This window comes from Corynebacterium sp. NML 120412, assembly GCF_002285155.1.
In the GTDB taxonomy this organism is placed as follows: domain Bacteria; phylum Actinomycetota; class Actinomycetes; order Mycobacteriales; family Mycobacteriaceae; genus Corynebacterium; species Corynebacterium gottingense.
The window spans coordinates 1,373,385-1,391,172 of the sequence record NZ_NSGL01000001.1 but is presented as its reverse complement, the minus strand read 5'-3'; the positions used below and the strand labels follow the sequence as shown (position 1 = coordinate 1,391,172).

21 protein-coding genes are annotated in these 17,788 nt (G+C 68.5%); 13 read left to right on the top strand and 8 right to left on the bottom strand.

The window, feature by feature from the left end; all coding sequences use genetic code 11:
• The first annotated feature begins 157 nt into the window (after positions 1-157).
• Positions 158-562 carry a hypothetical protein gene (locus CKJ84_RS12700; RefSeq protein WP_369801169.1) on the top strand — a complete coding sequence of 135 codons (405 nt, stop codon included), beginning with the start codon at positions 158-160 and terminating at the stop codon, positions 560-562.
• Here CKJ84_RS12700 and CKJ84_RS06345 read toward each other — a convergent pair.
• The gene (locus tag CKJ84_RS06345; protein WP_369801142.1) at positions 486-1,562 is read right to left on the bottom strand and encodes a pseudouridine synthase; all 1,077 of its coding nucleotides are present in this window, start codon (positions 1,560-1,562) and stop codon (positions 486-488) included. The genes CKJ84_RS12700 and CKJ84_RS06345 overlap by 77 nt on opposite strands.
• On the opposite strand from CKJ84_RS06345, the gene CKJ84_RS12355 reads away from it, so the two are divergent.
• From CKJ84_RS12355 to CKJ84_RS06330, 4 genes are all read left to right on the top strand, one after another.
• Positions 1,498-1,644: a hypothetical protein gene (locus CKJ84_RS12355; protein ID WP_165765395.1), complete on the top strand. Its 147-nt coding sequence runs from the start codon at positions 1,498-1,500 to the stop codon at positions 1,642-1,644. The two genes, CKJ84_RS06345 and CKJ84_RS12355, sit on opposite strands and share 65 nt — an antisense overlap.
• 71 nt (positions 1,645-1,715) lie before the next feature.
• Positions 1,716-2,636: a universal stress protein gene (locus CKJ84_RS06340; RefSeq protein WP_095546276.1), complete on the top strand. Its 921-nt coding sequence runs from the start codon at positions 1,716-1,718 to the stop codon at positions 2,634-2,636.
• A gap of 81 nt (positions 2,637-2,717) precedes the next feature.
• Positions 2,718-2,987, top strand: coding sequence for a GlsB/YeaQ/YmgE family stress response membrane protein (locus CKJ84_RS06335; protein WP_095535964.1), 270 nt, complete (start codon positions 2,718-2,720; stop codon positions 2,985-2,987).
• Between the two features lie 164 nt (positions 2,988-3,151).
• Complete coding sequence (locus CKJ84_RS06330) at positions 3,152-3,781, top strand: TetR/AcrR family transcriptional regulator (protein ID WP_095535965.1); 630 nt, start codon at positions 3,152-3,154, stop codon at positions 3,779-3,781.
• Here the strand turns inward: CKJ84_RS06330 and yidC are convergent.
• Positions 3,769-4,881, bottom strand: a complete 1,113-nt coding sequence (yidC, locus tag CKJ84_RS06325) for a membrane protein insertase YidC (protein WP_095546275.1) — start codon at positions 4,879-4,881, stop codon at positions 3,769-3,771. The two genes, CKJ84_RS06330 and yidC, sit on opposite strands and share 13 nt — an antisense overlap.
• Before the next feature lie 72 nt (positions 4,882-4,953).
• On the opposite strand from yidC, the gene CKJ84_RS06320 reads away from it, so the two are divergent.
• Both CKJ84_RS06320 and CKJ84_RS12350 read left to right on the top strand, forming a co-directional pair.
• Complete coding sequence (locus tag CKJ84_RS06320; protein ID WP_095537425.1) at positions 4,954-5,751, top strand: class E sortase; 798 nt, start codon at positions 4,954-4,956, stop codon at positions 5,749-5,751.
• A 3-nt stretch (positions 5,752-5,754) separates the two neighbouring features.
• Entirely contained in the window at positions 5,755-5,907 is a 153-nt protein-coding gene (locus tag CKJ84_RS12350) for a hypothetical protein (protein ID WP_095546274.1), read from the top strand.
• 16 nt (positions 5,908-5,923) lie between these two features.
• On the opposite strand, the gene CKJ84_RS06310 is transcribed toward CKJ84_RS12350, so the two are convergent.
• Entirely contained in the window at positions 5,924-6,919 is a 996-nt protein-coding gene (locus tag CKJ84_RS06310) for a TIGR00730 family Rossman fold protein (RefSeq protein WP_095546273.1), read from the bottom strand.
• Complete coding sequence (locus tag CKJ84_RS06305; RefSeq protein ID WP_095546272.1) at positions 6,916-7,497, bottom strand: DUF2020 domain-containing protein; 582 nt, start codon at positions 7,495-7,497, stop codon at positions 6,916-6,918. Before CKJ84_RS06305 ends, CKJ84_RS06310 begins: the two co-directional genes overlap by 4 nt.
• Here CKJ84_RS06305 and CKJ84_RS06300 point away from each other — a divergent pair.
• Positions 7,496-8,791: a sensor histidine kinase gene (locus CKJ84_RS06300; RefSeq protein WP_095546271.1), complete on the top strand. Its 1,296-nt coding sequence runs from the start codon at positions 7,496-7,498 to the stop codon at positions 8,789-8,791. The two genes, CKJ84_RS06305 and CKJ84_RS06300, sit on opposite strands and share 2 nt — an antisense overlap.
• On the top strand, positions 8,766-9,404 hold the full coding sequence (locus CKJ84_RS06295; protein ID WP_095278870.1) for a response regulator transcription factor: 639 nt from the start codon (positions 8,766-8,768) through the stop codon (positions 9,402-9,404). Before CKJ84_RS06300 ends, CKJ84_RS06295 begins: the two co-directional genes overlap by 26 nt.
• Positions 9,405-9,432: 28 nt before the next feature.
• On the opposite strand, the gene CKJ84_RS06290 is transcribed toward CKJ84_RS06295, so the two are convergent.
• Positions 9,433-10,065 carry a DUF6474 family protein gene (locus CKJ84_RS06290; protein ID WP_095546270.1) on the bottom strand — a complete coding sequence of 211 codons (633 nt, stop codon included), beginning with the start codon at positions 10,063-10,065 and terminating at the stop codon, positions 9,433-9,435.
• 76 nt (positions 10,066-10,141) lie between these two features.
• Between CKJ84_RS06290 and CKJ84_RS06285 the strand changes: the two genes are divergently transcribed.
• Entirely contained in the window at positions 10,142-11,638 is a 1,497-nt protein-coding gene (locus CKJ84_RS06285; protein ID WP_233125522.1) for a TM0106 family RecB-like putative nuclease, read from the top strand.
• On the opposite strand, the gene CKJ84_RS06280 is transcribed toward CKJ84_RS06285, so the two are convergent.
• Positions 11,630-12,811 (bottom strand): MFS transporter, encoded by a 1,182-nt coding sequence (locus CKJ84_RS06280; protein ID WP_233125521.1) that lies wholly within the window; start codon positions 12,809-12,811, stop codon positions 11,630-11,632. The two genes, CKJ84_RS06285 and CKJ84_RS06280, sit on opposite strands and share 9 nt — an antisense overlap.
• Positions 12,812-12,953: 142 nt before the next feature.
• Positions 12,954-13,556 carry a superoxide dismutase gene (locus CKJ84_RS06275; protein WP_095546267.1) on the bottom strand — a complete coding sequence of 201 codons (603 nt, stop codon included), beginning with the start codon at positions 13,554-13,556 and terminating at the stop codon, positions 12,954-12,956.
• 116 nt (positions 13,557-13,672) lie between these two features.
• Between CKJ84_RS06275 and msrA the strand changes: the two genes are divergently transcribed.
• On the top strand, positions 13,673-14,314 hold the full coding sequence (gene msrA / locus CKJ84_RS06270) for a peptide-methionine (S)-S-oxide reductase MsrA (RefSeq protein ID WP_095546266.1): 642 nt from the start codon (positions 13,673-13,675) through the stop codon (positions 14,312-14,314).
• Here msrA and CKJ84_RS06265 read toward each other — a convergent pair.
• On the bottom strand, positions 14,311-16,197 hold the full coding sequence (locus tag CKJ84_RS06265) for an alpha/beta-hydrolase family protein (protein WP_095278882.1): 1,887 nt from the start codon (positions 16,195-16,197) through the stop codon (positions 14,311-14,313). The genes msrA and CKJ84_RS06265 overlap by 4 nt on opposite strands.
• Before the next feature lie 65 nt (positions 16,198-16,262).
• Here CKJ84_RS06265 and CKJ84_RS06260 point away from each other — a divergent pair, with 65 nt between their 5' ends.
• Both CKJ84_RS06260 and CKJ84_RS06255 read left to right on the top strand, forming a co-directional pair.
• The gene (locus tag CKJ84_RS06260) at positions 16,263-17,027 is read left to right on the top strand and encodes a glycerophosphodiester phosphodiesterase family protein (RefSeq protein ID WP_255407224.1); all 765 of its coding nucleotides are present in this window, start codon (positions 16,263-16,265) and stop codon (positions 17,025-17,027) included.
• 9 nt (positions 17,028-17,036) lie between these two features.
• Positions 17,037-17,777 (top strand): glycerophosphodiester phosphodiesterase family protein, encoded by a 741-nt coding sequence (locus tag CKJ84_RS06255; protein ID WP_095546264.1) that lies wholly within the window; start codon positions 17,037-17,039, stop codon positions 17,775-17,777.
• Positions 17,778-17,788: the final 11 nt, after the last annotated feature.

Sequence of the window (17,788 nt, the reverse complement as noted above, 5' to 3'; positions counted from 1 at the left end):
AAGCTCAACCAACTGCCCGCGCTGCGCGATCACTTAGCGAACTTCGTGCTCTCAAAGAAAACTACTCCCCACTAGTCGGTAACTGATTTCTCAGTCCAACTAATGGGGAGCAGTTCACGTCGAGGCGGGAGATTTCTACCGCCCTAACTACGCCAAGATCTTCAGGGCGATCCAGGAGCGTGCCGCGGAGGATCGCCCGACCGATTCAGCAACGGTGATCGCCACGCTGAGCGCCAAGGGCGCGAAAGACGGGATGACTACGCGCGACACCACCGAGCTCATGGCCACGCTCCTCGGCCTCCAGGCGAACGACCTGCTCGCCGCCGAGTACGCGCGCCAGGTCCTCTCTCTGTCGTACCGGCGCCGGTTTCGCCGATGCTGCGCGCGCTCGGCGCACCGATCCCGGACGAGCCGCCCGAGGACGAGCTGTTTGCGCAGCTCGTCGCTCAAGGCAAGCAGCAGCGCGCGGCGTGGGAGCGGTTTGCTTATAGGCGCCACCCTGCCCCCGGCAGCCACGCCTCAGCTCGGAACTCCCGTCCCCGGCCGGAGAGCGGGTCGGTGAATCCGAGGTAGACGGACGTGAGCAGCATCGGTCGGGAGAAGTCTTCGGTGCCGAAGGGGTGAATGGTGGGGTAGATCGGGTCGCCAAGGATTGGGGCACCGGCGGCGCACATCTGGATGCGCAGTTGGTGGGTCTTGCCGGTGACGGGCTCGAGAAGGTAGCTGGCCAGCGGCTCTGGGGTGGAATAGGTGGTGGCGAGGGAGGGGGACAAGGGGGCGTCGATAAGCGAAATCTGCGTGACGTGCGTGGTGGCATTGGGTGTGCCGGGGACGAGCGTGGCGGCGACGTCGCCGGTGACTTTGTGGATGCGGTGGCGCCACGTGGTGGGCGAGATCGGGCGGTGCGGCGCGATGGCGGTGTACTGTTTGCGCACCTCGCGGCGGGCGAAAAGCTCCTGGTAGGGGCCGCGGAGCTCGCGGCGTTTGGTGAAGAGGAGGAGGCCGGACGTCATGAGGTCGAGCCGGTGCGCCGGGGTGAGCTCCTCGTTGCCGGTCGCGCGGCGGAGGCGGACCGTGGCCGTTTCGGTGATGTGGGCGGCGCGCGGCATCGTGGCGAGGAAGGGCGGCTTGTTGATGACGAGGATGTCGTCGTCCTCGAACACCGTCGTGATCCGGTACGGGACCTCGCGCTCCGGGGCGGGGCGGCGGTAGAAGAAGACGTCGGTGCCGGGGGAGAGAACCCGGTCGGCGGCGATGGGCTGGCCGCTGCGCAGCACGACCTCGCCGTCGGCGAAACGGCGGGCTACGGCGTCGGGGGTGTCCTCGGGGTGGCGGTGGCGCTGGCTCGCGATGACTTCCGCGAGGAACTCGAAGGCGGTGAGCGGCGCGTCGGTCTCGGGCACGCGGACGCGGGAAGCGCCGAGGCCGTCGCGCGGGGGCAACGGCGGTGCGAGCTTGCTCTTTTTGCGGGCCATAGTATGTAGTAGCGTATCCGGCATGGACATTGGAGCAATGCTAGACCCAATTTTGCAGTTCTTTTCCGAGGGGATCGGCAAGGGCATCGCTGACCTGTTCAGGTTCCTGTACGAGGTCTTCTTCCCCGCCAACGCGGACGCCGCCGAGAAGGTTGAGATTCCGCAGTAACGGCGACTGCACCCCCGCCACCGCGCTACACTGAGGATATAACCAGTTCCCCAATCGAAAGGGCGGAGGCTATGAGCCGCGAAGAACGAGAAAACCTGGAAGATCGCGAAGACATCGTCGTTGTCGCCGTGGATGGCAGCCCCGCATCGCAGACTGCGGTGCGCTGGGCGGCGAACACCGCCATGAAGCGAGGCATCCCGCTGCGTCTGGCCTCCAGCTACACCATGCCCCAGTTCCTCTACGCGGAGGGTATGGTTCCGCCGCAAGAGCTTTTCGACGACCTCCAGCGCGAAACCCTGAAGAAGATCGACGAGGCCCGCGACATCGCCCTCGAGGTGGCGCCGGACATCAAGATCGGCCACGCCGTCGCCGAGGGCTCCCCGATTGACATGCTGCTGGAGATGTCGCGTAGCTCCACGATGGTGGTCATGGGTTCCCGCGGCCTGGGCGGCCTGTCCGGCATGGTCCTGGGCTCCGTCTCCGGCGCCGTCGTCTCCCACGCGTCCTGCCCGGTCGTGGTGGTGCGCGAGGACAACAACGTCACCGACGCCAACAAGTACGGCCCGGTTGTTGTCGGCGTCGACGGTTCTGAGGTGTCCCGTCGCGCCGTTGAGTACGCCTTTGAGGAGGCGAACGCTCGCAAGGCGGAGCTCGTGGCGGTGCACACCTGGATCGATACGCAGGTGCAGGCACCGGGTGCCGGTTTCGCCGTGGACGACGACCACTGGTCGGCCGTGCAGAAGGAAAAGGCCGAAAAACTCGAGGAGTACCTGGGCACGCTGCGCGAGCAGTTCCCCAACGTCGAGGTGCGCACCCTCATCACCCGCGACCGGCCGGTCCGGGCGCTGACGGAGGCGTCGGAAGGCGCTCAGCTCCTGGTCACGGGCTCGCACGGCCGCGGTGGCTTCAAGGGCATGCTGCTCGGTTCCACCTCGCGCGCGCTGTTGCAATCCGCTCCGTGCCCGATGATGGTGGTCCGCCCGGAGGAGTAAGGTCTAGCGGTCCTCATATAAGACAGGCATAATGGGAAGGCGAACGAAGGTACGCACGTATACGAAGGGAATTTTCTCACTATGACTCTGTCTATGGGCTTCATCGCCTGGATCATCATCGGCGGCATCGCGGGCTGGATCGCCTCCAAGATGCAGGGCCGCGACGCGCAGATGGGCATCGGCCTGAACATCGTCGTCGGCATCGTCGGCGGCCTCATCGGTGGTTGGGTCCTCGGCCTGTTCGGCGTTGACGTCGCCGGCGCTGGGTTGTTCTTCAGCTTCCTCACCTGCCTGCTGGGCGCGGCGATCCTCCTTGGCATCATCAACGCGGTGACCAACAAGCGCAAGTAGCGCGAGATCACGATTCGCCCCCGGATCGGCCTGCGGCTTACCGCAGCACCACCGGGGGCGTTCGCATGCGCGGGGTGAAAGATATACCCGGCCGACTGGAATGTACGTACCGGTTTGTCTATATTGAGACCAGACGCAATGACCGGAGGAAGTGAGGACGCAACGTGAGCAGTGGCACGGCGAAAAAGAAGACGACGACTCGTCGCCGCAACCGCCCGAGCCCGCGGCAGCGCCTCCTCGACGCGGCCACGAAACTCTTTACCGAGGAAGGCATCCGCGTCATCGGCATCGACCGGATCCTGCGCGAGGCCGACGTGGCGAAGGCGTCCCTGTACAGCCTGCTCGGCTCCAAGGACAACCTGGTCATCGCCTACCTGGAGCGCTTGGACGAGCAGTACCGGCAGCGGTGGGAGGAGCGCGCGGTCAAAGCGTCGAGCGCGGACGAGAAGGTCCTCGCCTTCTTTGACATGGCCATCGAGGCGGAACCGCAGCGCGAGTTCCGCGGCTCCCCGTTCCTCAACGCGGCGACGGAGTACCCGCGCCCCGACACCGAGTCGGAGCAACGGATCGTGCAGACCTGCCTGAACCACCGCACCTGGATGCACGACACCCTCACGGAGCTGCTGAGCAACAAGAACGGCTACGACTCCTCGAACCAGGCGGACGAGCTGCTCATCTTCCTCGACGGCGGGATGTCGGGCGCGCGCCTGCTGCGCGACGTCGCACCGCTGCGCAAGGCGCGCGACCTGGCGGAAAGCCAGCTTGGCGCGCCGCCCGCGGACTACTCCATCTGATCCTGCTTCTGGCGCTTCTTGTCCCGCGCGAGCTGGCGGCTCGCCTCGTTGCGCGCCTTCTGTAGCGCCTTGCGCTCCTGCTTCTCGCGCGCTTTTTCCTGCTTGCGCTCGCGCTTCTCGGCGCGCAGCTCGCGGGCGATCGCGCCCGCCTCGCCCGGGTGGCGCAGCGCGCGCAGGCGCTTCGCGCGGCGCGACCGTGTGCGTTCCTTGCGCGCGGCTCGCAGCTCCTCCGCCTTCTGCTTCGTCTCCGCCCAGAACTCGCGGTGCAGCGCCTCCGCCGGGTAGCGGCGGACCGTCCAGGCCCAGAAAAGGATCGTCTGCGTCATCGTCCACAGGTTGCCCGTGACCCAGTACAGCAGCACCGCGATCGGGACGATGCCGGAAAGCCCGGCGGAGATGAGGCTCAGGGCGATGAGCGGAATGGCCCACCACAGCAGGCCGTAGGACTTCCGCGTCATCGCGTTCTCCCAGTCCAGCGTGGAGCGGTTGCGCATCTGCGAGATCGCAAGGTTGGAGCAGGTGAAGATGACGGCGGCGATCACCATGGGCAGGGCTACGGCCCGCACCTGCGCCTCCGTGGTGCCGAGAGCGGCGAGGTGTTCTGGGGGCATGGCCATGTAGGCGGGGAGGGGGGCGTCGAAAAGCGAAGCTGCCCGGAACGTATCGAGGTCCTGCGGGGTGAGGATGCCGATGGTGTGGTTGTCGCCGTCCGTGGGCACGGCCATCCAGCGCAGCAGGCGGTAGAGGCCGATGAACACCGGGAACTGGATGAGCGCCGGGACGCAGCCTGCGAGCGGGTTGTAATTGTGCTCGTCCTGGACCTTCTTCATGGCCTGCTTCTCCGCGGCGATGGCCTCCGGCGAGGTGGCGTCGGCGTACTGCGCCTTGATGCGCGCGAGGTGCGGCCTGACCAGGAAGCCGACGCGGCTGATGCGGTATTGCTGCAGCGCAAACGGCATGATGAGCGCGCGGACCGTGACCACGAGGAGGATCACGGAGGCGACCCACGCGGCGGAGGGGCCCATGCCCAGGACGTCTGCAAGCAGCCAGTGCCACAGCTTAATCACCGCAGAGACCGGGTAGACCAACATTTCCAGCATGCTGAGCAAGCGCCCCTTTCGTAGCGTCGTTCGCAGTGCCGCGCGCGAGCGGTCGTGAGTTAATGTTATGCCATGCCCGCAGCCCCTCACCGCATCAGTGCCTCACAGGTCATCGGAGAACTCCTGCTCACCGCAGGCGCCCTCCTCCTCCTGTTCGCGTTCTATGAGTCGTTCTGGACCAACATCGCCTCCGGCGAGAAGCAGCATGAGGCGCAGCAGAAGCTCGAGCTGCAGTGGGGCGAAGGCTGGGTCAACCCGCGCGAAGCGAAAGCGCCGGCGCTTGGCGACGCCTTCGCGCGCATGTACATCCCCGCCTTCGGCCCCGACTACGAGTTCGCCATCATCGAGGGCGTGCAGGAACAGGAGCTGCTCGTCGGGCCGGGCCGCTACCCGGACACCCAGATGCCCGGCGAGAACGGCAACTTCGCCGTCGCCGGCCACCGCGTGGGCAAGGGCGCGCCCTTCAACGACCTGGGCGGGCTCAAGGCTTGCGACGCCATCGTGGTGGAAACCCAGACCCAGTGGGTGACCTACCGCGTGCTCCCCATGTCGCAGCAGCCGGACGAGCGCCGCGCCGAGACCGCGGACTGCCTGCCGGGCGGGATGAACGAGCGGGTGGCCACCGGCGACTACGGCAAGGTGCAGGGACGCCACATCACGCTGCCCGGCGACATCGACGTGGTCAACCCGATGCCGGAGACGAAGTCCATGGAGGTGGTGGACGGCATGGAGGGCATCATGACGCTGACCACCTGCCACCCGCAGTTCTCCAACGCGGAGCGCATGGTGGTCCACGCGATGCGCACCGAGGTCCTGCCGAAGAACCCGGAGGGCAACACCCTCCCGAGCGCGATGTCGGAGGTGAAGTAGCGCATGTACGCATTCCTGTGGCGCAAGCTGCCGGGCAACACGTGGGTCAAGGCCCTCATCGCCGTCATCGTCCTGGTCGCGGTGTTCTTCCTGCTGATGGAGGTCGTGTTCCCGTGGATCTCGGCGATGATGCCGTACAACGACGTCGCCGTCTAGCGCCGTTGAGCGCCGTCTAGTCCGTCCAGCGCGGCACCGGCGGCACCCACCGCTCCAGCCTGTCCAGCAGCTCGTCCGGGTCGTCCGCGACGACGAGGTGGTCGCGGTCCGTCTGCCGCACGAACCCGTTGTGCACCATGTGATCCACCATGTCCAGCAGCGGCTGCCAGAACTCGCTGCCAAACAGCCCGATTGGCTTGGAGTGCAGCCCGAGCTGCTGGCTCGTCCATTCCTGGAACAGCTCGTCCAGCGTGCCCGTCCCGCCGGGCAGCGCCACGATCGCGTCGCCCTGCTGGCTCATCATCGCCTTGCGCTCCGCCATCGAGCCGACCAGCTCGAGCCGGTCCAGCCCGTCGAACTTGAGCTCGTAGTTGGCCAGCTGCGTGGTGAGCACGCCGAGCGAGGAGCCGCCGCTTGCCGACGCCCCCGCGGCCACCGCTCCCATCACGCCCACCTTGCTCCCGCCGTAGACCAGGGTAGCGCCGCGCCGGGCGAGTGCCTCGCCGAGCAGGCGGCCCTGCTCGAGGTATTCCGGGCGCTTGCCGGGGTTGGCCCCGGCGAAGACGGTGACGGCGCGCAGCCGGCGCGGGCGCAGCGCCGGGAAGATCCGCGAGGCGAGCAGGGGCGCGATCTGCCGGTCGCCGGGCTCCTCCGGGTCGATCCAGGCGGCCTCGGCGATCTCCGCCGCGGGCACCGGCGCGGCGGGCGGAGCGGGGTGCACGTACACGGTCGAGGTGACGGTGTGCCCCGGTTCGTTCGACGCCTCCGCGCTGAAGCGACCCAGGTAGCTGAGGCGGGAGCGGTCGACCTCCACGCCGATCTCCTCGCGCGTCTCGCGCAGCGCAGCGTCCAGGGTGCTTTCGCCGGGCTCGAGTTTGCCGCCCGGCAGCTGGTAGCGAGGGCTGGAGTGCTTGCGCACGCACAGCACCCGCCCTTCCGCGTCGCGGAAGACGATTGCGGCGACGATGATCTCTGCGAGTGGCTGGTCTGGGGGCGTTACGTGTTCGGTCACAGGCCCAGGGTAGCGATGACTTGCTCCGCCACGTGTTGGGCCTTCACCGACTCGTCCTGGTTGGTAAAGACGGTGACGGCGTGAGAGCCCTTGGCCACCGAGTATGCGGCACCGATCCGGTCGGGGACCTCGCCGCCGCCGTGGCGCCCGCCGTTCCACCCCACCGGCTGGTCGGCGGGCGAGGTGTACTCGATCGGTGTGGCCCAGTCCACCACCTGCATCGCCGCCTCCGGGCTGTCCATGTGGCGCACCACCACCGTCAGCTGCGGCTCCTCCGGGTAGGACCAGAACTGGCAAGCGGGCGTGTCGAAGCGTTCGTCGATGCCCACGCCCGTGACGCGCTGCCCGTTGGTCTGCGCCACCCACTCCGTATCCAGGTAGGGGCAGTCGACCCACCCGTTGCGGTCCGTCGCCGGCAGCGCCTCGACGGGCAGCCCGGAGTCTGGCGCGGCCGCTTCCGTCGGCTCCTCACCCGCGGTGCCTGCTCCGCCCTCGCTACCGCTGCCGCACGCGGCGAGCGCGAGACCGGTTGCTACGAGCACGGGGGCCATCCACACAGTGGGTAGTGTCAAACGCATGAGCTCTAGACTAGCCAGCGCGGCGCAGCCGACCGCAGACGTGCCGGACAACAAGGCGCTCGACACCGGCATCACGGTGCTCGCCGTGTGCCTCGTGCTCGTCTCCCTCGGCGCGCTGGCCCGGATGCCGCTGAACCTGGCGCTGCTGCAGATCCTCCTGGTCTCCTCTTTCTCCTTCGTCCTGTTCTACGGCATGGTGGAGATGCACCGGTGGGGCCGCTGGATGCGCGGCCTGTGGTGCCTCGCGCTCACCGCGGTGTGGGTCGCGGATATGACCATCTCTCCGGTCGCGGTTTACTGGGTCTTCATCCTCTTCTTCGTCTTCCTCCGCGTCTTTAACAACTGGCGCGGCCTCCTCCTTGTCGCCGCCGGCCTCATCATTTCCGTCCTCATCCAGATCCCGGGCGGGCTCACCCTCGGCGGCGTCCTCGGCCCGGTCCTCTCCGCCGCGGTCGTGGTGGCCATCAACTACGCGTTCACCACCATCGGACGGGTGAGTAAGGAGCGGGAGGCGCTTATCGACGAGCTGCTTTCCACCCGCGACAAACTGGTCGCCACCGAGCGCGCCGCCGGCGTGGCGCAGGAGCGCGAGCGCCTCGCGCACGAGATCCACGACACGGTGGCGCAGAACCTGTCCTCGATCCAGATGCTGCTCCACGCCGCCGAGCGGGACCTCGCGGGCCTGGACGTCCCGGCCGAGCAGCTGGAGGCGCCACTGAAGCGGATGGAGACGGCGCGCCGGGCGGCGTCCAACAACTTGGCGGAGACGCGGGCGATGATCGCGGCGTTGGCGCCGGCCCCGTTGAGTGAGACGTCGTTAAGCGATGCCCTCACCCGCATCGCGGGCGACCTGGAGACGGCGAGCGACATGCGTATTGAGATCGACACGGACGGGGAGGCGCAGCAGCTGCCGATGCGCACCGAGGCCGGGCTGTTGCGGATCGCGCAGGGGGCGATGGCGAACGCGGTGAAGCATTCGGGCGGGACGCGGATGCGGGTGACGCTGACGTACGGAGCCGGGGAGGTGCGCCTGGACGTGGTGGATAACGGGCACGGGTTCGACACGGAGGCGCAGGCGGAGCAGCCCGCGGGGCTGGGGCACCTGGGGCTGGACGCGATGCGCTCGCGCGCCGCGGAGCTGGGCGGGGAGCTGGTGGTGGAGTCCGCGCCGGGTGGACCTACGGCGCTTTCGGTCGCGGTACCGAGTAATGTCAATCAAAAGAATGATGCGGCCAACCGCATCGACGAAGATAAGGACGAGGTGAACGATGATCCGGGTGCTGCTGGCCGATGACCACGAAATTGTGCGGCTCGGGCTGCGCTCCGTGCTCGAGGCGGCGGAGGACATCCGCGTCGTGGGTGAGGTGGCGACCGCCGAGGCCGCAATCGCGACCGCGCAGGCGGGCGGCATCGACGTGATCCTGATGGACCTGCGCTTCGGCGCCGGGTCCGAGGGCGCGCGGGTGACCACGGGCGCGCAGGCGACGGCAGAGATCCGCTCCAGCATGGCGACGCCGCCGAAGGTGCTGGTGGTGACCAACTACGACACGGACGCGGACATCCTGGGCGCGATCGAGGCCGGCGCGGTGGGATACTTGCTCAAGGACGCGCCGCCGGAGGAGCTGCTCGCCGCGGTGCGCTCCACCGCGCGCGGCGACGCCTCACTGTCGCCGGTCGTGCGCGACAAGCTGGAGACGCGCGACAGGGCGCCGCGTTCCTCGCTTACGCCGCGCGAGCTGGAGGTGCTGCAGCTGGTGGCCGAAGGCTCCTCGAACCGGGAGATCGGCCAGCAGCTCATGCTGTCGGAGGCAACGGTGAAGTCGCACCTGGTGCACATCTACGACAAGCTGGGGGTGCGCTCGCGGACGTCGGCGGTGGCGTCGGCACGCGAGCAGGGGGTGCTGTAACCCCCAAGAGCTCCGAGAGCCCCGAGGCTTAGCGGGACTTCTTGGCGATCTCCGCGCCGAGTGTGTCCAGCTCCTCCTCCACGGTGCCGTACGCCAGGCGGCGCTGCTCCGGGTTGAGGTGCTCCGCGTCGCGCACGTTGCGCGCCAGCTCATTGAGGCGCACCTTCGCGTCGCCGGAGAAGCCGGAGGGCAGGTTGTCGGCGGACTCGATGGAGGTACGCAGGGCATCAATACGCGCCTTGAGCTCGGCGCCGCGGCCGGAGTGGCGCGCGAGGTCCTGCGGGTTGACACCCAGGCCGGCGGCGCGGGAGTTCATGCGGTTCTGCTGGTAGGAGGTGTACGCCTTGTACGCCAGGGGCAGCAGGATGGGCACGAGGATGCGCGACGCGCCGACCCACTGCTTCGCCTTCTTCTGAGTAAAGCCGGTCTGCTCGATGCGCTTCAGGTGCGCCTCGGCCAGCTGCTTCTCGTGCTTGCGCTTGCGCTTCAGGCCCTTCTTCTCCTCCTTGATCAGGCGCTTTTCTGCCTTGTCCAGCAGCTTCGCCGTCTTCTGATCGGCCTTCGCCTGCTCCTTGGCCATCTTGCGGGCGCGCGCCTCGGCGGCCTTGATCTCCGCCTTCGTCCTCGCGCGGGCCTTGCGGATCGCTTCAAAAACTCCCATTGGGGTGGTGCTCCTTGGTCGTGTCGTTTTTCGCTGTCCCGATCTTACCCGCCGTCCAGGTAATGTGGTCCATATTGTGAATGAGCCGTTTCAGGTCCGTCCCGCGGACCTCGTGGGATGCAGGTTCCGGTTGCGCCAGCGTTGGGCGCACCCGGAGATCGGTCCAACCCCGAGCGGCGAGTCCCGCCAGGCGCAGCTCGAGGCCGCCCGCGAACTCGTCTTCGCCGCGCTGCCCACGAAGCGGGCGGTTGGCGACGGCCGCCGGAAAGCCTTCGTCCGCGTCGACCTCCCGCCGGCCACGACCCCTACCGAGCTGCTCAGCCGCGACGCGGAGACGCGGGCGGCGATGCGCCGCGGCGCCCACCTGATCACGCGCGCGGTCCTGTGCGGCACGCTCGAGGGGATCCGCGTGGTGGACGAGATCGACGTGCTCGTGCGCACCGACGACGGCTACCTCCCCGTCATCGTGTCCAACCACCGCGTCGCGCGCAAGGACCCGGAGTCCAGCACGCGGATGGTGCCCACCGGCCGGCTCGGGCTGGGCAAACCGCTCGCGGTGCGCGCCAAGCCGCGCCACCACACCATCGACGGCTACCGCCTCGCCATGGCGGAACTCCTGCTCGGCGACTCCGCCACCGGCCTCGGCGCGAGCATCGGCCAGGACCGCGAGCGCGCCTACCTCGGCGAGGTCACCCGGTTCGTGCCGCCGATGCTGCGCGCGCTCGGCGCACCGATCCCGGACGAGCCGCTGCGCCTCAAGCAGTGCGCGGGCTGCCGGTTCTGGCAGCTCTGCGAGCCGCGCCTGCGCGAACTCGACGACATCTCGCTCGTCTTCTCCGGCGGCCGGGGCGACGCGTGGCGCGACAGGGGGATCGTCACGGTGCAGGGGCTTATCGACGCCTCCTGCGGCGAGGCGTCGGTAATCGCCCGCTCCTGGCGCGAGGGTATCCCGGTGCTGCGACGCCAAGGGCCGATCCGCGTGCCGCGCGCCGACGTGGAGATCGACGTGGACATGGAGGCGTACCTGGACCAGGGCGCCTACCTGTGGGGCGCGTACGACGGCGCGGTGTACCGCGCGTTTGTCACTTGGGACGACGTGGGCGGCGAGGCCGAGGAACGCAACTTCACGCAGTTCTGGCGCTGGCTGATGGGCGTGCGCGACGCGGCGCACGCGGCGGGCAAGACGTTTGCGGCCTACTGCTACGCGGCGGGCGGCGAGAACCACTGGATGAAGTCATCCGCCAAGCGCTTCGACTCCGTGGAGCTGGCCGAGGTGCAGGCCTTCATCGCTTCCGACGAGTGGGTGGACGTGTTCGCGCACGTGCGCACGCACCTGGTGGGCACCGACGGGCTGGGCCTCAAGGTCCTCGGGCCGGTGGTGGGGTTCACCTGGGAAGACGACGACGTGGACGGCGAGGTCTCCGTGGCGCTGCGCCGCGCCGCGCGGGAGGGCGGCGCCGACGGCGCGGCGGCGCGGGAGACGCTGCTGCGCTACAACGAGGACGACTGCCGGGCCACGCGCGCCGTGCGCGAGTTCCTCGACGCGGGCGCGCCGGGCCTGCCGCTACTCTGATCGCTTCTCCGCCACGGCGAGCGCGACCGCGATGGCGATGAGCGCGCCCAGCATCGCCGCGAGCACGGCCACGAACCCCGCCCACGGCAGCGCCTCATACGCTTGGCCCGTCGCCGCCCCCAGCAGCGACGATCCCATGTAGTAGCAGAACACGTAGAGGCTCGACGCCTCCGCGCGGTCCTTCTCCGCAATCAGCCCTACCCAGCCGGACGCCGTGGAGTGCAGGGCGAAGAAACTGGCGGTGAAGAGGAGCAGCCCCACCAGCGTGACGATGAGGTTGCCGCTCGACCCGATGAGCGCGCCGGTGAGCATGAGCACCGCGGCGGCGAGCACGACCCGGCCGCGACCGAAGCGGGAGACGAAGCTGCCCGCCCGCGCGCTCGACCACGTGCCGGACAGGTACATCACGTAGGTCAGGCCCGCCAGCGACGGCGCGAGCCCGAAATCATTGATGGCGCGGAACCCGAAAAAGTTGTACATGGACACGAACACGCCCATGGCGATGAACGCGGTGGCGACCAGCCCGACCAGGCGCGGGTTGCGCAGGTGGCCGGCCACGGCGCGGACCTCGGCGCCCGGGCGGATCGACGCCTTCGGGCGGAAGTTGCGCTGCTCCGGCAGCAGGATGGCGGTGGCGACGGCCAGGGCGAGGCTCACCGCGGCGCTCGTGGCCAGCGCCCAGCGCCAGTCGGTGACCTCGAGCATGAACGCCGGGATGAGGCGGCCGGTCAGCCCGCCGACCGAGGTGCCCGCGATGTAGAGCCCCATCGCGCCGGCGAGGTCGCGCTCGTCCAGCTCCTCCGACAGCCACGCCATCGCCACCGCGGGCGTGCCCGCGAGCAGCGCTCCCTGGAGCGAGCGCAGCACCACGAGCTGCTCGATGCTCTGCGCCAGCGGCAACGTCAGCCCGAGCGCGGTGGCGGCGAGCGCGGAGATGACCAGTACGCGGCCGCGCCCGAACTTCTCCGACAGGATCGACGCCGGCACCACGCACACCGCGAGCGCGCCCGTCGCGGCGGACACGGTGAGCGCGGCGGTGGACGGGTCGATCCCCATCTCGCGCGTGAGCGTGGGCAGCAGCGCCTGCGTGGCGTAGAGCGAGGAGAAGATCGCCAGGCCGACGAGGAGCATGCCTATCGACGCTCTGCGATACTCAATCGTGCCCTTCCTCATAAGGACTTATGGTCCACCTTTTTGCGCGCTCCCGCAACGGTTTCGCCGGATTTCCTGTGGCGTGCCCATAAAAAACCGCGCCGGCCACGCGGGTGCGTGGTCGGCGCGGGGTGCGGCGTCTTACTCGGGCCTTACTAGGACCTTACTTGGACGCAGCTGCGAGGCGCTCGTTGACGTCGTCCCAGTTGACGACGTTCCACCAAGCCTTGACGTAATCAGCCTTGACGTTCTTGTACTGCAGGTAGAACGCGTGCTCCCACATGTCCAGCATGAGGACCGGGGTGAAGTCAACGGAGATGTTGCCCTGCTGGTCGGTCAGTTGCTGGATGATCAGGCGGCCAGCGATGTGGTCGTAGCCCAGGACGGCCCAGCCGGAGCCCTGCAGGCCGGTGGCGACGCCAGCGAACTGCTTCTGGAATGCCTCGAAAGAACCGAAGTCGCGGTCGATGGTCTCGGCGATTGCGCCGGTCGGGTTGCCGCCAGCGTTCGATGCCATGTTCTTCCAGAAGATGGAGTGGTTGGTGTGGCCACCCAGGTTGAACGCGAGGTTCTTGGACAGCGCGCGCAGCTTGTCCGGGTTTGCCTCGCCGTTGCGCTCAGCCTCGAGGGCCTCGAGCGCAGCGTTCGCGCCAGCGACGTAAGTTGCGTGGTGCTTGTCGTGGTGCAGCTCCATAATCTCCTTGGAGATGTGGGGCTCAAGCGCGTCGTATGCGTACGGGAGTTCCGGAAGCTCGTAAACAGCCATTGTGCTAAATCCTTTCGTCAACTTGTGATGACGTGCCCCATAGTAGACAAAAACTCATTTCGTGCAATGAAAATATCCGTGGAATTTCCGGGGCCCAATTGTTAGTTATTAGACACATGGGATTCCTTTTTGCACTGACACCTGAGCTCGTTCCGGACGACCAGACGCTGCCCGGCCGCGCGGAGCCGCTGCTGCCAAACCCCCAGCCGCACGCCGTGCTGGGCACCCCGATTACCGGGCCGTGGAAGCCGGAGCAGCGCCGCTTGCGCATCGCCATTGGCTGCTTCTGGGGCGTGGAGAAGATGTTCTGGGAGCTCGACGGGGTGGAGTCCACCTCCGCGGGCTACGCCGGCGGGCAGACCCCCAACCCCACCTACGCCGAGGTGTGCGGCGGCAGGACCAACCACGCGGAGACCGTCGAGGTGGTCTACGACCCGGAAACGATCAGCCTGAAGGACCTGGTGCGCACCGCGCTCGAGGCGCACGACCCCACGCAGGGCTACCGCCAGGGCAACGACCACGGCACCCAGTACCGCTCCGCCTTCTACCCGGACACGGAAGAGGAAGCGGAACAGATCCGGCAGTGGTGCGACGAGTACGGCCGCCAGCTCAAGGAGGCCGGCTACGGGGACATGACCACCGAGGTCCGCGCGGACGTGGACTACTACCTGGCGGAGGAACAGCACCAGCAGTACCTGCACAAGGTGCCCAACGGCTACTGCCCGCACCACTCCACGGGCGTCGCCTGCGGGATCTAAGCGCGCAGCTTCGTCGCGTCCGCCGCAATCCACCGGTTGATGCGCTCCAGCTCGGCGTTGGTGAGCCCGCCGTCGAGCACCTTGTTCCACGCCGCGACGGTCTCGGCGTGGTAGTTGTGCCCGTGCGGGGCGGCGAAGTCCTTGGAGTTGATCTGGTCGATACCCACCTGCCAGAAGGTGACAAACGGCCACCAGCGCAGCGTGTCCAGCACGTCTAAGTGCTGGGCGGCGGGGGCGGGGACCCCGCGCGATCCGGGCTCCTTGAGCCAGTCGGGGGCCCGCCACAGCAGGCTCCAGTCCCACCACACGATGGGGTCCGAGGCGTGTTGGGCGAAGACGGCGCGGGGGAACTCCCACGGGGCGTCGTACTCGTTGCCTGCGTAGTCGTGGTCCAGGTGGTCGGGGTGGGAGATGAAGCGGAAGTGGCGGCCGCCGTCCACGACGGGGAGGCGCTGCGGGCTGCCCTCTTCGCGCCGGCGCGTCAGTGCCGCGTGAGCGGCGCAGAACGCCGGCGCCCCCGTGAACACGCCGCCGGAGGTGCGGGCGAGCAGCTCCTCGGGTGCGTGGAAGGCGTCGGCGACGCCGTAAGCGCCGAGGGACTCTCCGCCGACGTAGAGCTTGGGCTGGCGGTGGGCGTCGAGAAGCGAAATGCGGTTGCGAATCGCATTGATGAGGATGCGGGAGGACTGGACGGCGGATTCGCGGTCCGCCATGTAGGAGTAGAGCGACGGGACGTAGGAGTACTGCATGGCCACGATGGCGCAGTCGCCGCGCGCGACGAACTCGAAGCCGGAGGTGTGGAAGTCATTGATCCAGCCGGTGCCGGCGGCGGAGAGGACCGCGATGTGGCGGCGCGACCAGGCGTCGGTGCGGTCCATCTCGCGCAGGGCGGCGGCGGCCATCTCTTCGTAGGAGCGGCTGCGGTTGCCGTCGCGAAGCGCGATGAAGATGCGGATCGGCTCCTTGACCTTGTCGGGGGATTCGCCCAGGACCAGACCGATGTCGCGCTTGCGCGGCCCGCCCGCGACCACCGCGCGGCCCTGGCGGCCCATCCTGCGCCACGCCTCGCCGGACGCGGGCGAGCCCGTGCGCTCCGGCTCGCGCGGCTGCGCGGCGCCCGGGAGGAACTGCCGGTTAAGCTCCTCCGCCTCCTTGTACACGTTGGAGAGGAAGTTGCGCACCACCAGGCGATCCGTGAACAGGTAGGCGCCCGCGCCCACCGCGAGAATTGCCAGCGGCCACGAGGTCACGGGCGGGAGACGGCGGCCGAAGACGGCGTTGATGCGGTCGACGGAGGTCTGCAGGGCCTCGCCAAGCAGCAGCGTCGCGCCGTACCCCAGCGTGCCCACCGCCAGACCGGCCACCGTGTCGGCCGCCCGCACCGGGCGCGGGTTCTCCACCAGCCGCTCCTGCCGCGCATGCACGCTTAACGACGCCCCGTAGGCCGCCATCGTCATCGAGCTCATCACAATGCGCGCCGGGTTGGCGTGCCGCCCCCGCGGCCCGCTCGTCCCGCAGGCGCGCGCGACGCTGCCCACACCCGAGCCGATCATGTGCCCGACGGCCTGGCAGATCGCCACGTTCGCGGCGGTGGTCCACCAGCGGCGGGGCAGCAGCGAGGGCGCGACCGCGCCCCACGAGGCGATCTCCGCGCCGATCACCCCGGAGCGGAAGTTGTTGGGCAGGCGGCGCAGGCCCTGCAGGCGGACGATGGGGGAGAGGTCCGCGAGGATTTCCACGGCGGCGAGCGGGGCGGCCAGCACGCCGTGGCGGTCGAAGCTGTACCGGCCGCGGGCGCGCCGCACGGCCCGACGCGCCGAGTCGATACCGGCGGTGAGGCGGGAAAGGGGCGCGGTGGCGTCGATAAGCTTGGGTGTGCCCATGCCCAGCATTATGACAAAGTTTCTCCGGTCGCGCGGGGGCGCAACCCGTTGTAGGTTTGGGCACTGTGAGGCAGACGAACATTGTTGCGCACCGCGGATTTTCCGGCATGTACCCCGAGCTGACCAGGCGAGCGTTTGAGGAAGCGCTGAAGCTCCCCATCCACGGCATCGAGTGCGACGTGCGCCTCTCGCGCGACGGCAAGCTCGTCGTCTTCCACGACGCGAACGTCTCGCGCACCACGAACGGGCGCGGGCGCGTCGACTGCATGGACTACGCGCAGCTGCGCGAGCTGAACTGCGGCACCGACGAGGACCCGCAGCGGATCATGCTGCTGGAGGAGCTGCTGGAGCTCATGCAGGACTACCCGGACAAGCACCTCTACATCGAGACGAAGCACCCCACCCTCTACGGGCCCGAGGTGGACGAGCAGACGCTGCGCGTGCTCACCTACGCGGGGCTGCTGCACAGCGAGCGCATCCACATCATCTCCTTCTCCCACAAGGCGGTGCGCTACTTCACGCACATGGCGCCGCAGCTGGAGACCTACTACCTGTTCCGCGTGCGCGAGAAGCGGTGGAACCCGCGCGGCACCATGCTGTCGCGCCCGTACGGCGTCGGCCCGTCCATCCAGCACCTGCAGGCGCGGCAGCAGCTGGTCGGGCTGCGCGGGCTGAAGACGTACACGTGGACCGTGAACACGCCGCGGCAGATGATGTGGTGCCGCGACCACAACGTGGACGTCCTGGCCACCGACCTGCCCAACCTGGCGCTGGAGACGTTCGCGCGCGCGGACGCCACGAGCGTGCCCGCCCCGGCACCTGCGAGCTAAGGAGACTCCATGGATTCCAACATTCCCGGCATCGTCGCGCACCGCGGATTCAACGGCTGCTACCCGGAGAACACGCGCCGCGCCTTCGAGGAGGCGCTCAAGCTGGACATCTACGGCATCGAGTGCGACGTGAACATGACGAAGGACGGCCAGGCCGTGGTGATCCACGACCTCTCCGTAGACCGCACCGCCATGACCGCCGACGGCGAGCGCGCCACCGGTGAGGTCGCGGAGCTGACGCTGGAGGAGATCCGCCAGCTCAACTTCGGCACTCCGGAGGACCCGCAGCAGATCATGCTCCTCAGCGAGCTGCTCGACCTCCTCGCCCAGTACCCGGGCAAGCACCTGCTCATTGAGACGAAGCCTCCGTCCCCGTTCGGCGCCGAGCTGGACGAGGAGGTCGCGCGGATCGTGCGCGCGCACAGCATGGACACCGGCGAGCAGGTGCACCTCATCTCCTTCAACCCGGAGGCCATCGAGCGCTTCCGCGAGCTGCTCCCCGAGCTGCGCTCCTTTGCCCTGATGGACCCGACCGAGCCGCTGCCGGTGGACTTCGGCCAGGCCACGGGCCCAGGTCCGTCCGTGCGCCAGGCGCAGGCTGAGCCGGAGGCGCTCGGCGCGGCCGACCAGCCGTCCTATGTGTGGACCGTCAACCTGCCGCGCGAGATGCAGTGGTGCCGCGCCCGCGGGGTGGACCTCATGGCCACGGATCTGCCGCAGCTCGCGCTGGAAACGTTCGCGGGCGAGTAGCGCGCTTCCGG